The 13,807-nt window shown below is 36.1% G+C and carries 14 protein-coding genes; 11 read left to right on the top strand and 3 right to left on the bottom strand.

The genetic code is table 11. From position 1 onward, the window contains the following. The first annotated feature begins 11 nt into the window (after positions 1-11). The 5 genes from AB1630_01865 to argH all read left to right on the top strand — a co-directional run bounded on the left by AB1630_01865 (position 12) and on the right by argH (position 5,718). Positions 12-2,702 carry a BamA/TamA family outer membrane protein gene (locus tag AB1630_01865; protein ID MEW6102557.1) on the top strand — a complete coding sequence of 897 codons (2,691 nt, stop codon included), beginning with the start codon at positions 12-14 and terminating at the stop codon, positions 2,700-2,702. A gap of 77 nt (positions 2,703-2,779) precedes the next feature. Continuing rightward, entirely contained in the window at positions 2,780-2,995 is a 216-nt protein-coding gene (locus AB1630_01860) for a hypothetical protein (protein ID MEW6102556.1), read from the top strand. Beyond that, a complete protein-coding gene (locus tag AB1630_01855) occupies positions 2,992-3,378 on the top strand; it encodes a retropepsin-like aspartic protease (GenBank protein ID MEW6102555.1) in 387 nt (128 codons plus the stop codon). Before AB1630_01860 ends, AB1630_01855 begins: the two co-directional genes overlap by 4 nt. A gap of 22 nt (positions 3,379-3,400) precedes the next feature. Next, complete coding sequence (locus AB1630_01850) at positions 3,401-4,375, top strand: GDP-mannose 4,6-dehydratase (protein MEW6102554.1); 975 nt, start codon at positions 3,401-3,403, stop codon at positions 4,373-4,375. Then, positions 4,372-5,718 (top strand): argininosuccinate lyase, encoded by a 1,347-nt coding sequence (argH, locus tag AB1630_01845; protein ID MEW6102553.1) that lies wholly within the window; start codon positions 4,372-4,374, stop codon positions 5,716-5,718. Before AB1630_01850 ends, argH begins: the two co-directional genes overlap by 4 nt. Here argH and AB1630_01840 read toward each other — a convergent pair. The 3 genes from AB1630_01840 to AB1630_01830 are packed head-to-tail and all read right to left on the bottom strand — an operon-like array spanning position 5,715 to position 7,341. Next, entirely contained in the window at positions 5,715-6,422 is a 708-nt protein-coding gene (locus tag AB1630_01840) for a hypothetical protein (protein MEW6102552.1), read from the bottom strand. The genes argH and AB1630_01840 overlap by 4 nt on opposite strands. Beyond that, a complete protein-coding gene (locus AB1630_01835) occupies positions 6,410-6,880 on the bottom strand; it encodes a MogA/MoaB family molybdenum cofactor biosynthesis protein (protein MEW6102551.1) in 471 nt (156 codons plus the stop codon). The genes AB1630_01840 and AB1630_01835 overlap by 13 nt, the downstream gene beginning before the upstream one ends. After that, the gene (locus tag AB1630_01830) at positions 6,877-7,341 is read right to left on the bottom strand and encodes a hypothetical protein (GenBank protein MEW6102550.1); all 465 of its coding nucleotides are present in this window, start codon (positions 7,339-7,341) and stop codon (positions 6,877-6,879) included. The genes AB1630_01835 and AB1630_01830 overlap by 4 nt, the downstream gene beginning before the upstream one ends. Positions 7,342-7,414: 73 nt before the next feature. Here AB1630_01830 and AB1630_01825 point away from each other — a divergent pair, with 73 nt between their 5' ends. The 6 genes from AB1630_01825 to nifU all read left to right on the top strand — a co-directional run bounded on the left by AB1630_01825 (position 7,415) and on the right by nifU (position 13,704). Further along, complete coding sequence (locus tag AB1630_01825) at positions 7,415-9,226, top strand: PEP-utilizing enzyme (protein MEW6102549.1); 1,812 nt, start codon at positions 7,415-7,417, stop codon at positions 9,224-9,226. Next, a complete protein-coding gene (locus tag AB1630_01820) occupies positions 9,195-9,797 on the top strand; it encodes a four helix bundle suffix domain-containing protein (GenBank protein ID MEW6102548.1) in 603 nt (200 codons plus the stop codon). Before AB1630_01825 ends, AB1630_01820 begins: the two co-directional genes overlap by 32 nt. Further along, a complete protein-coding gene (locus AB1630_01815) occupies positions 9,787-10,557 on the top strand; it encodes a PEP/pyruvate-binding domain-containing protein (GenBank protein ID MEW6102547.1) in 771 nt (256 codons plus the stop codon). The genes AB1630_01820 and AB1630_01815 overlap by 11 nt, the downstream gene beginning before the upstream one ends. A gap of 10 nt (positions 10,558-10,567) precedes the next feature. Beyond that, entirely contained in the window at positions 10,568-12,787 is a 2,220-nt protein-coding gene (locus tag AB1630_01810; GenBank protein ID MEW6102546.1) for an ATP-binding protein, read from the top strand. A 198-nt stretch (positions 12,788-12,985) separates the two neighbouring features. Next, on the top strand, positions 12,986-13,183 hold the full coding sequence (locus AB1630_01805; protein MEW6102545.1) for a cold shock domain-containing protein: 198 nt from the start codon (positions 12,986-12,988) through the stop codon (positions 13,181-13,183). A gap of 119 nt (positions 13,184-13,302) precedes the next feature. Then, positions 13,303-13,704 carry a Fe-S cluster assembly scaffold protein NifU gene (nifU, locus tag AB1630_01800; GenBank protein MEW6102544.1) on the top strand — a complete coding sequence of 134 codons (402 nt, stop codon included), beginning with the start codon at positions 13,303-13,305 and terminating at the stop codon, positions 13,702-13,704. Positions 13,705-13,807 lie beyond the last annotated feature (103 nt).

The following is a 13,807-nucleotide window of genomic DNA, read 5'->3' as shown; positions in this document are numbered from 1 at the left end:
TAAATTGAAAATTGAAAAAGGTTTTTATCTTATTATTTCTTTTTTTTCCCCTCTTTGCTTTTCCACAGGTTTTTGGAAAGAATAAGGTTAGGTATAAAAATCTTACCTGGGATGTAATTGAAACTAGCCATTTTGAGATATATTGTAGCCCAAAGATAGAGGAATTAGGCAATCTTTCTGCAGATTATGCAGAAAATGCTTATAAAAACCTTTCAAATTCTTTAAAGATGGATGTTAGAAAGAAAATCCCCATTGTTATTTTTGCATCCCCTTATGATTTTGCTCAAACAAATATTATATTAGAGCTTATTGATAAGGGTGTTGGTGGGTTTGCTGAGGTTTTTAAGAAGCGTATTGCCATTCCCTTCACAGGTTCTTATTTAGAGCTCAAGACGGTTATTAACCATGAGCTTACCCATATATTTTGTTATGAGCTTTTATATGGAAACCTCTTTGAATCTATTATTACAAATCAAATTCTTCCACAGCCACCAATGTGGTTTATGGAAGGAATTGCTACTTATTATGAAGGGGATTTTACGCCAATTGGAGAGCTTGTTCTTAAGGATGCTGTTCTGGAAAATAGCCTTATTCCCTTATGTAGCCTCTCTGACTTTATGGAAAGACCATACCTTGCATATCAGGAGAGCCATTCATTGATTTCCTATATTGCAGAAAAATATGGAAAAGAGGCTTTATCTGTCATCCTTCGTAAATTTTCTGCAAACATTCCTCAAGAAAAGGTTATCAAGGATACCTGTGGCATTTCAATAGAAAAACTTGAGGATAATTGGGTAAATGCACTTAAGGAGAAATACTGGCCCCTTTTAAAGGAAAGGAAAAGACCTCAAGATTATGGAAAGAAAATATTTCAACAAGGCTCATTCCCAAGCTTTTCTCCTGCTGGAGATATTATTAGCCTTATTTCAAAAGAGGAAAACAGCATTTTTCTTATAAATTTTAGCGATGGAAGGATAATAAAGAAGATAAAAAAGCCAAGAAAATGTGAGGAGATAAAGGATATTCCTCCATCATGGTCAAAGGATGGATGTAAGCTAGGATTTGTTGGAAGATATGAGAAAAACGATGTCCTATTTGTCTATTCTGTTATAAAAGGAAAAATTATAGATAAAATAGAGATAAAAGACTTAGATGAGGTTAGCTTTATCTCTTTTTCTCCATCTTCCTTAGAAATGGTAATATCTGGTTACAAGGATGGAGAGGGAAGACAAAACATTCTCTCCTTTTCATCAAAGGAATTAAGGGCATTAACATTTGGGCTTGATAATTATCCATCTTGGTTAGATAATAATAAAATTCTTTTTTTAAGGGAAGAAAACGGCTCTTCCTCTATATGGACATTTGATACTAAAAGCCAAAAAGAGGAAAGAATCTTAAGCCTTCCCTCTATTGTTTATTTGGGAGGGATAGATAATGATAGATTTCTCTTTATCTCTAATCTGGATGGCTCTCTTGATGTCTATCTTTGCAATATGTCCCAAAGGCTATTTACAAGGATTACGAACTTTACAACCGGAGCTTTATCAGCCTCATTTAATCCAGAAAAGAAAAAATTGGCATTTTCTTCTTATTTTCAAGGAAGGGAGGATGTTTATGTTATGGATGTAGATGAAAATAACCTTACCTTAAAACCCTTGCCTGATGTTTTCTCTGTCCAAAAGGAAGAAAGGGAATTTGTAAAGACAACAAAAAAGCCCTATTCCAAGAAATTTACCCTGGATTATAGAAACGGAGGCCTTCTTTATGATTCAAGGCAGGGGCTATTTGCCAATATCCAGATGGCAGGCTCTGATATTTTGGGGAACAATAGGTTTGTTTTAACGACAAATTATAATACAGATCTCCTTGATTTTTCTAATCTTTCTTTATTTTACCTTAATCTTTCCAAAAGGCCATCTATGGGGATTGGGATTTTTAAGGAGCAAAACTCATATTTTGGAACAAATACAGAATTTACAGATAGCGAATATGGAATAATTGGTTCTATAGATTATCCATTTTCAAAAACAAGGAGGATAGAGCAGGAGGTTTTACTTGAAGGCTGGGAAAGAAGCTATGCTTTGTCATCCTCTTCCAAAGAAAGGGAGACAATATATCTTTTAAGGTCTTCTGTTGTAGATGATACATCCAATTGGACATGGATAGGGCCTAGAGGAGGAAAAAGGGTAAGGCTGACATACGAGAAGGCAATAAATCCTGGAAATAGTGAGGGTGTCCTAGAATTTGATAATATAAAGACAGATTTTAGAAAATATATAAGCATAACAAAGAAGGTTGTTTTGGCAGGAAGACTCTTTTATGAGCAAAGCGAAGGAAGGGATAAGAGGGAATTTCCATTGGGTGGTGTAAGCATTATTCCAATAAGAAAGGATGCAATATTAAGGGGATACGATTATGATGAATTTTGGGGGAATAAGATTTTATCGGGAAATGTTGAATTAAGGATTCCATTTATAGAAAGGCTTGATTTTGCATTGGGTCTTTCTATGGGTGGAATAAGGTCTGTTATTTTCTATGATTTTGGCTCTTTCTGGATGGATGATAAACAAAGCCAAACCTTTTCTTCAATAGGCATTGGATTTAGGATTAACCTTTTCTTTCTTCCCTTAAGGCTTGACTATGCCTGGAAAAAGGGAAGCAATAAAGCAAAGGCACATTTTAGCCTAGGGTATGATTTTTGATGACAAATATTAAAAGGGTTTGGTAAAATTGTATATGATTAGCTTAAAACTTGAGCAATAAAAAGGGAATGCAAACAATGGATATAAATGAATTAAAAAAGAAGTACAAGAATGAATGGCTGTTAATAGAGGTATTAAAGTCAAATGAATTGGGTATTCCAACAGAAGGTAATCTCATATTACACAGCAAGAATAGGTATGAGATTGATGAGAAACAGAAGGGAATGAAAGATGATCTGTATATTACCTATACAGGAAGGATTCCAGAAAAGGGCTATGCTGTAATTCTATGATTGAGATAAAGATTGACGAGAAAGCACCATTAATCATTTTGACTGTAGTTGTCAATTCTAAAATTGGAAAAAGAAGGATAGGGATGGTAGTAGATACAGGTGCAACTTACACTATAATACCTTGGGATATTGCAGAGGCATTAGGATATAAACCCGAACTTTCCCAAGAAAAGATAACCATAATCACGGCAAGTGGGATTGAAATTGCTCCTTTAATTAAGATAGATAAAATAGAGGTTTTGGGCAAAGAAATAAAAGATGTCTGGGTGGTATGCCATGATTTGCCTCCCCAAAGTGGTGTTAAAGGCTTATTGGGAATAGATTCTTTAAGGAGGCTTAAAATTCAAATAGACTTTAATAAAAATTTATTGAAAGTATTGTAAGCATTTACTTAAGAGGAAAACAATGAAGGTATTGGTTACAGGTGGTGCAGGATATATTGGGTCAAACCTTGCTGATAGGCTTCTTGAGAAAGGCAATGAGGTATATGTAATTGATGACCTATCGACAGGAAAGATTGATAATATAAAGCATAACCTTGACAATCCAAAATTCCATTTTACAAATGACACAATCCTAAACGAAAAGATAATGGATTCTCTTATAGAAAAATGCGATACTATCTATCACTTAGGGGCTGCTGTTGGTGTAAAGCATATTGTTGATGACCCTTTAAAGGCTATGCTTACAAATGTTACTGGCACAGAGATTGTTCTTAAATCTGCATATAAATATTGGAAAAAGACCCTCATTGCCTCAACATCAGAGATTTATGGAAAATTAACAGAAATTCCATTTGATGAGGATAATTCTCTTAGGGTATTAGGCTCAACCAAGATAGATAGATGGGCATATTCTACATCAAAGGCAATTGATGAACACCTTGCATTTGCATATTCAAAAAAGGGTCTTCCTGTTGTGATTGTTAGATATTTTAATTCATACGGACCCCATATAGATGAAAAAGGGTATGGAAGTGTAATAGCAAGGTTTATAACCCAAGCCTTAAAAAACGAACCTATTACAGTTCACGGTGATGGAAAACAGACAAGATGCTTTACATACATTGATGATACAGTAAAAGGAACAATATTAGCGGCTGAGACAAAAGATGCAGAGGGAGATGTCTATAACATTGGCTCAAATTTTGAGACATCAATCTATAATTTAGCAAAGGTTATTAAGGAACTAACGAATTCGGACTCAGAGATTGCCTTAACAAGCTATGAGAGCTATTATGGAGCTGGATTTGAGGATACAAGAAGGAGGGTTCCATCCATAGAAAAGGCAAAGGAAAAATTAGGCTTTATAGCAGAAACAGACCTCAAAACAGGTCTTGCCAAGACCATTGATTGGTGTAGGAAGAATTATAGGTTATGAGGCTTTGGGAAAAGGGAGAGAAAATAGATAAAACAATAGAGGACTTTGTTGTTTCTGATGATTATTTATTAGACCAGAGGCTTGTAAAATGGGATTGTTTAGGCTCAATTGCACACATAAAATCTTTACAAAAAATTGAAATTCTTACCAAAGATGAAGAAGAAAAAATAAAGAAAGGGCTTCTTGAGATTCTTGAGCTTGACATTAAAGGAAAATTTATAATCCAAAGAGAAGATGAGGATGTCCATACAAAAATAGAGGGATACCTTACAGAAAAATTAGGCGATTTAGGAAAGAAGGTTCATACTGCACGCTCAAGGAATGAGCAGGTAATTCTAGCTATAAGGCTTTATTCAAAGGATTTTTTAATAAGAAGCAAGAAAAAATGTATTGAGCTTGCTTTATCCTTCTTAAATTTTGCAAAGAAAAATGAATTTATTCCAATGCCAGGAAGGACACATTTACAAAAGGCAATGCCATCATCCGTTGGATTATGGGCTTCTTCATTTTTAGAAAGCATATTGGATGGAATTTCTATTATTTCATCTAGTTATAAGCTAAATGACCAATCTGTGCTTGGAGCAGGTGCAAGCTATGGAACACCCCTCCCCATAGACAGAGAATTTATAAGGGAAATACTTGGATTTGAAAGGTTGCAAAAAAATAGCCTTTATGTCAACAATAGCAGGGGAAAGATAGAATCTTATATCCTATTTTCATTTCTTTGGACAATCCTTGACCTCTCTAAATTCTCTACTGATTTGATGCTCTTTTTGCTTCCTGAATTTGGATATTTTAGCCTGGCGGATGAATTTTTGCTTGGCTCTTCCCTAATGCCACAGAAGAAAAACCCATCTGTATTAGAGATGGTAAGGGCAAGGTCAAATACATTTATCTCTTATCTATTCCAAATATTATCCATTATAAACAACCTTCCATCTGGATATAATCAGGATTTTCAGGAGACAAAAGGGCCATTTTTCAATGGATGCGATTTGGCAAGCTCTATAATAGATGCAGGAATTTCTGTTGTCAAAAACCTCAAGGTAAATAAAGATGCCTTGTTAAAGGGATTTACTAAAGAGATATTTGCAACAGATTATAGCTTAAAGATGGTAAAAAAAGAAAATATCCCATTCAGGGACGCATATAGAAAAATAGCAGAGAATATAGAAAGCCTTTCCCCAATTGACCCTTATTCTTTAATAAAGGAAAGGAGGTCTATTGGAGGGTGTAGTAATCTTTGCCTTGAAGAAACAAGAGAGGTGATTGAAAGTGCAAAGAGAGATACAGAAAATGAAGAAAGGGCATTTAAAGAAAGGATTAACTTGCTTGTTTCTTAATACTCAAACCCAGCCGAGAGAATAAAGGGAGAGATTGAAAGATCTATATCAATACCAGAAAAACAACGAGAAATCCCTAAAGAGAGGCTTTTATCATCAATCCCTCCCCTTACAAGAAATTTCTTCATTTTCTTCTCTAACCCAAAATGGAGGCTTGATTTTTCCCTTTCCTTTAGGTCTAGTGTAAAAAGATAATCTTTAATCTTAAAGCTTAAGCCAAATCCATATCCAAAATCATTCCTAAAGAGATTTCCCAGAACAAAGCCAAATGTAAGATTATCCCTTAAAGGATAAAGAATTCCATTATCAATGCCAAACCCTTTTCCATCATCCTTTGATTTAAAGAGCTTTATAGATGTTCCAGCTGAAATGCTTTTATTTCTTATCTTTAAAAACTTTCCATAGGAGAAATAGAATGCCTTGTTTTCTCTGCTTAAAACAGCAAATCCACAATTTCCCTTCATTTTCTCTGGAATGGTTATGCCTAAAAAGTCATAGGAGGAATCAGACCCTGTATATGAAAATGAAAGCTCATAAGAGGTAATAGAAGCAAGCCCTGCTGGGTTAAAAACCATAGCATAGGGAGACAAAGAAAGGCCAATAAAGGCATTACCCAAACCCTGTGGCTTTGCTCCAGCAGATGGAAGGGTAAATTCACAAAACCCCTGAAGGGAAAAAAGGATGATTAAGATTACCTGGCGCATTCCTTTACCTCTCCTTTTATAAGGGAAATGGCATGTGGGATAGCGGGAAGAATAGAAGACAAACATTCAGATGCACCATTTGGTGAACCAGGAAGGTTTATGATTAAAGCCTTTCCCCTTATTCCAGCTTTTGCCCTTGAAAGTATAGAATTTGGTGTATATTTTAATCCAGCCTTTCTCATTGCCTCTGGAATTCCAGGAATTTCTTTATCAAGAATAGATGCTGTTGCCTCAGGTGTTATATCAGAAGGAGAAATGCCTGTTCCACCATTTGTAAGGATAAGCTCACAAGACAAAGACATCTCAGTTAATGCCTCTCTTATCATCCCATATTCATCGGGAACAAGCCTATATTCAAAATCAGAGATTCCCAAAACCTCCTTTATTGTCTCCTTTGTCTTATCCTCCCTTTCACCCTTTGCACACCTATCGCTAATTGTAAGGATTCCCACCTTCATTTCTGCCTTATCATTCCTGGGATAAACTCCCTTTTCTTTATCTTCTTTCCTCCCTCTTCAACAAAGAATACCCTCTCCTTTCCAATTATCTCAAATTTTTTAGAAGAAAGTGCTTTTGTTTCTTTGTCAATACCAACAATCTCTTCCATCCTTTCCTCAAGCCAAAAATCGCCAAGGTAGATGTCATAGATAGCAACGCCTGTCTCAAAGAGAAATCTATTGTATTCTTCACCCTTTTTATATTCAAATTCCCTTTCTGGAATTACCCCTTTCTCAGCCTTAACATGTCCTTTTACAATCCACCTTGTTTTTCCTTTGTCATATATTCTTCCTGTTAATCTTTTTTCCTTATTAGATATATCCTGATACCATTTTTGGGAGGATAAAAGGGGAATCCATCCCCTTTCTTGCTTGCCACATCCAAATAAAAGGAAGGCAAGAACAAGAATAAGTATCCTCATAGAAAAATTATATGAGCTTAGGGGTTTAAAAGTCAATTGACAAAAATCCTTTGAAGAGGATAAGATTTTGGTTATGTCAGCTGAAAGAAAATTTCCAAGCCCATTTGAGATTGAAACACCAAGCGGTGCAAGCGGATGGGAAGAGATGTATCCTTACTATACCCTTTTTAGTGAAGATAGGGATAGCAAGGATAGATTCTGGTTTTGCGACACAATGCACCATCCAATCCCATTATTCCCATTTGATGCAATTACAGCAGAGGCTTGGGGTCCTGCATTGGGTCAGTATAACTCCCGTATATTCTTGGTTCCACCAGCCCTTGGTATAGACCAAAGAATACTAAATGGCTATCTCTATATAAGCCCAATTCCTGTTGATTCTCCAAACAAGATAAAAGAAAGAATTAAAGAATTTACAGAGAGGGCTGGGTTTTATTATAAAAATTGGAATAGGCTTTATACAAAATGGAAGAGAAAGGTAAAAAGAGAGATAGAAAATATTAAAAAGATAGAAATACCAGCCTTGGAAGAGAAAGAAAGTTTTAACATTGTAAAAGAGGCGGTTGGTATTTCTTCAGGATACAGACTAATTGAGGCTTATAACAGGATTATAGAGAGTATGTATAAAATATGGCAGTATCACTTTGAGTTTTTGAACTTAGGTTATGTTGCCTTCCTTGACTTTTCAAACTTTATGAAGGAGAAGTTTCCAGATATCGCAGATAGCACAATAACAAAGCTTGTTGCAGGGATAGATGTCCTTTTATTTAAGCCAGATATGGAGATAAGGAGGCTATCAAAGCTTGCTGATGACCTTAATCTTACAAACATATTTTTAGAGCTAAAAGAACAAGATAAAATAATTACAAAGCTAAAGGAAAGTGAAGGGGGAAGAAAATGGCTTTCTGAATTAGAAATGGCAAAGGAACCCTGGTTTTATTTTAATGCAGGGACAGGTTTTTATCACAACCCAAGAAGCTGGATAGATGACCTATCTATCCCATTTTCGGCAATATTAGGTTATATAAAGAAGATTAAAAAGGGTGAGGCAATAGAGATAGACAAGGAGAAAATAAGAAAAGAGGCAAAAAGGCTTAAAAATGGCTATTTTGAACTTCTTAAAAAGGATGAAGACAAAAGGCTATTCCTTGAAAAGATAAATCTTGCAAAAAGGGTATTTCCCTATGTTGAGGAGCATAACTTCTTTGTTGAACACTGGCATTTTACCATATTCTGGAACAAGATTAGAGAAATTGGAAGGCTTTTTCAAGAAAAAGGATTTTTCTCTGATGGTGATGATATATTCTACCTTAATAGATATGAGGTAGGAGAAGCATTGTATGAGCTTTATTATTGCTGGGCGGTTGGATCTTCTCCACGGGCTCCTTTGTATTGGAAGGATATAATAAAAAAGAGAAGAGGAATTATCAAGGCTTTGGAGAAATGGCAACCCACCCCAGCCTTAGGTATCCCTCCAGAAAATATTACAGAGCCATTTACTATTATGCTCTGGGGGATTGTTTCAGAAAAGATAGATTCTTGGCTTGAATTTACAGGTAAAAGCCAGGCATTAATAAAGGGATACCCTGCTTCACCTGGGATAGTGGAAGGCATTGCCAGGATAATCCTTACGAGCGATGAGCTATCTAAAATACAAGAGGGTGAGATAATGGTCTGCCCAATCACTACCCCTTCCTGGACACCCATATTTGCCAAGATAAAGGGTGTGGTTACCAATGTTGGTGGAATGATGAGCCATGCGGCAATTGTATGCAGGGAGTATGGGCTGCCTGCTGTGGTAGGCACAGGCTTTGGAACACAATTGATAAAAACAGGGCAAAAAATAAAAGTTAATGGAAACAAAGGAATTGTTGAAATCGTCTGACATGTCCGACATGTCCGACAGGTCTGACAAACTAATTCAGCCACATGGTGGCTATCGCAAGTTGCGTAGTTTTCAAACAGCACAATTGGTCTATGACGCTACGCTTATCTTTTGTGATCGCTTTGTAGAAAAGCACTCACGAACCCGCGATCAAATGATACAGGCTGCTCGAAGCGGTGTGCAAAACATTGCAGAAGGTAGTATGGCATCTGCAACATCAAAGAAGACCGAACTTAAATTAACAGGAATTGCAAGAGCCAGCCTTGAGGAATTATTGCTTGATTATGAGGATTTTTTGCGTCAGAAGGGCTTGTGTAGGTGGGATAAAAACTCACCAGAGGCACTTGTTGTGAGAAGAAGCTATCAGTCTGACAAGTCCGACAGGTCTGACTTTTACAAGCTTTCTGCTGAGGTGCTAGCAAATACAATCATTTGTTTGGTAAACCAGGCAAGCTACCTTTTGAGAAAACAATTGCAGAAATTAGAAGAATCCTTCCTTTCTGAGGGCGGTTTCACAGAACGGCTCTATAAAGAAAGGCAGAAAAAAAGATGTCAGACAAATGTACATTAAATGGGACACAGATAATGCGGCATCCAACGAGGTTGGCAATAAGGCGGCTAATCTTTACCAATTAAAACAGATGGGTATACCTGTTCCAAAGGGATTTACTATTGTCAAAAGGGCATTTCTGGATTTTGTTGCTTTGCATCAGCTTGATAAATGCGAGATTCCAGAGAAAATAGCAAAAGAAATAACCGAAGCCTGTGATGCTTTGGGAAAAACCAAATTTGCTGTCAGGTCTTCATCATCTATAGAGGATTTGGAAACAAAGAGCTTTGCTGGAATGTATGAGACATTCCTTAATGTAGAAAAAGGTGATGTTTTAGAAAATGTTAAGAAATGCTGGCAGAGCACCTTTAATCCAAGGGCATTAAGCTACATAGAAAAATTGGGTATAAAGAATGATATAACAATGGCTGTGATTGTGCAAGAGATGATAAAATATAGATTTGGTGGTGTGATGTTTACCATAAACCCTATTACTGGCGACCCATCTAAGATTGTAATTGAATACACAGAAAGGGTTGAAAGCCTTGTTGCTGGAGAGACAACCCCAAATCGGGTAATTGTTGACAAGGTTACAAAACAAATAGATAAAACCAGCGATGATTTGGAGGAGAAATATATTTTTGAGTTAAGCAACATAGCAAGGGATATTGAAAATCATTTTGGTTGCTATCAGGATATAGAATGGGCGATTGATGATACAGGTATTGTCATTTTACAGGCAAGGCCTGAGACGACCTGTCTGCCCGTCCGACCTGTCTGACATGTCTGACATGAAGAAAATTTTTGAGAAAGCTAAAGAATATTGCAGGGACAATGTAGACCTTGTTCATCTTGAAACATCATTAGAGATGGCAAAAAAGCTGATTGCCTTAGAGGGTGGCGATGAGAAAATAATTATCCCGGCAATTATCCTTCATGATACAGGCTGGCATTTATTTTCTTTTGAGGAGGAGAAAAGGGTAAGAATACCCCTTCAAATGAATTTATCCCTTGTAGATATGGACCTAATTCATAAACACGAGGTAGAAAGTAGTATAATCGCTGAAAAAATTCTTTCAGGGCTTAATTACCCAAAGGATGAAAAGGAAAAGATTATAGAGACTATCATAGCTCATGATACAAGAAGCAAGCCAATTTCAAAAGAGGATGCCATAGTTAAAGATGCAGACAGGCTCTCAAGATATACAAAAGAATTTTCTTCTCTTATCTGCCAAAAATTCGGCTTTAATGAGGATGAATTCTTTAATTATACCAAGTCACATATAGAAAAATGGTTCTTTAGTGAAGGTGCTAAGCATATTGCCAAGGAATGTGTATTAAAGAGAAGGCTAAATATCTCTGATGCTGAATGGTCTGGGACAATTGGTAAATTCCTTGAGGTTTTTATTAAATTAGAGAATGAGGTAATTAAAATAACTAAAGAGAATGGAGAGAGGTTAATGATAAACATCGCAAGGGAATCGGTTTATAATCTTAAAAAAACACTAGAGACCTATCTACCATCATTGCCAAAACCAGACCTTAAAGAATTACAGGCAGATGAGAAATTTACATCTTTAGTCTTTAGAAAATTAGGGTTATCAGGCTTTATTGGGATTATAGACAGGAAAACAGGTCATATTATCTTCCATCCTGATAAAGATGTCCTTAATCTACCGATGAAAGAGCTTGAGGAGAAAAAGAGGCCAGCTAAATACCTTTACGGGTTTTGGGATGTATTTAACAGGGCATTAAAAGGTGAAGAGTTTTATGCACCTTATCAGGGGATGACTCTACAAGGCGAAATTGTAGATAAGATTTGGTATGTTGTTCCTTTGGATATAGGGGAGTTTAAATGGGCTTTGACAGGAACAGCGGTTTATGATGACTTTTTTGAACCAGTGGATATTTTAAAAGAGGATACTATCCAGTCTATTAGCAGGTTTTCAGGCGAACTTTATAATCTTACCAGGGAATTAGGGGAGAAAGAGGAGAAATACCGCTCTCTGGTTGAGCGGGCAAATGATGGGATTTGTATTGTGCAGGATACCTTATTGAAATATGTCAATCCCCAATTAGCCTTAATAACAGGTTATTCTGTGGAGGAAATGACCAATACCCCATTTATGAATTATATTCATCCTGATGAATTGGCAAAATGTGTAGATAATTACAAGCGCCGGATGGCTGGTGAGAAATTTCCTTCCATATACGAAACAGCCATTAAACACAAAGATGGTCATAGGGTAGAGAGTGAATTTAATGCTGGGGTTATTATGTATGAGGGCAGAGCGGCAGATTTAGTTTTTGTCCGAGACATCACCGAGCGCAAGCAAACCCAAGAAAAGTTATTTGCCGCAGAGAAATTATCTGCAATAGCCCAGATTGCCGCAGAGGTTGCCCATGAGGTAAAAAATCCATTGGCTGTTGTTGAAAGTGGGATTTACTATTTATCCCAAATTCTACCCAAAGAAGAAAAGGCACAAAAGATATTTAAGCAGATAAACAATGCAGTAGATAGGGCATGTTACTATTTAAACAACCTCCTGGCATTTTCAAGGCCATTTAAGCTTAATATGGTCTCTATAGATATAAATGAAATCATAAACAGTGTATTAGAAAACATACCACCTTCAATGACAGAAGGTATAGAGATAAAGAAAGGGTTAGGAGAAAACCTTCCCTTAATAAAGGCTGATATTGAGCAGATAAAGATTGTCTTCTTTAATCTTATCAAGAATGCAATTGAGGCTATGAAAGAGAAAAAAATACTGGAAATTAACACAAAAATGGCTGAAGGATTTGTTGAGATAGGGATTAAGGATAGTGGTATGGGTATTGCAGAAGAAAATATAGAAAAGCTCTTTTCTCCATTTTATACAACAAAAGCCAAAGGAACAGGTCTGGGATTGTCTGTTTGTCAGAAGATAATTGCCGCACATAATGGAAAGATTGAGGTAGAAAGCAAAGAGAAAGAGGGAACAACATTTGTGATTAAGCTATGTATTTAAAATAATTCCGTGGCTGAATAATTACATTTTTTTTAATCAAGTCCTTGACAAAGAAATATAGGATATTGTATCCTATCTATAATAAATTTAGCATTATAAGTAGTGCAAGTAAGACGAGGACAAATAATTTTGAAGAGACCGCAGGGTTTTTGAGTGATTTGTAATCCTTGCGGTTTTTTTGTTTATGGAGGTGAGAATATGAAAGGAAAGGTTAAAAGGTTAATCCGAGATAGAGGCTTTGGTTTTATTGAAGCTGAAGATGGCAAAGATATATTTTTCCATCAAACCTGCCTTACAAACACAAGTTTTGAGAGCCTATCTGAAGGTAGTTCTGTAGAATTTGATGTTGAAAGGTCTCCTAAGGGTCTACGAGCTACCAATGTAAAAGTTAGCTAATCCTTATTTAGGTAAGAAAGGGATATAAGATTAAACCAAGGGATTATTGTGCCAACAACCTTATCTGTAGCATTAGCAAGATAGTTGCTCTTTATTGAAAATTTAGTTATAATAAAGATATGCAATATTCAGAAAAGGTAATGGAGCATTTTAGAAACCCAAGAAATGTTGGAGAGATTGAAAATCCTGATGGTGTAGGCCATGTTGGAAACCCTGTGTGCGGTGATATAATGGAGCTTTATATAAAGGTAGAGAATAATGTAATAAAAGATGCAAAATTCAAAACCTTTGGTTGTGGTGCGGCTATTGCTACAAGCTCAATGGTTACAGAGCTTGTAAAGGAAAAGACAATAGATGAGGCATTAAAAATATCAAATCAAGCTGTGGCAGAAGCCCTTGGTGGTCTTCCACCCATTAAGATGCATTGCTCTGTTTTGGCAGAAGAAGCCCTTAAGGGAGCGATTGATGATTATCTTAAGAAAAAAGATAGCAGAATAGTAGAAATTCCCCAATTTTACTAAAACCTTTCATAGGGCTTAAATTTATGGTTATTGAAAAATATTAGAATAATCCTCCCCCTTTCCCCCTTTAGCGAAGCGAGAACTCTATTTTTATTGTGCTTTT

The sequence above is a fragment of the bacterium genome, from assembly GCA_040753555.1.
Classification (GTDB): domain Bacteria; phylum UBA9089; class UBA9088; order UBA9088; family UBA9088; genus JBFLYE01.
This window is presented reverse-complemented; position numbering and strand designations above follow the sequence as displayed.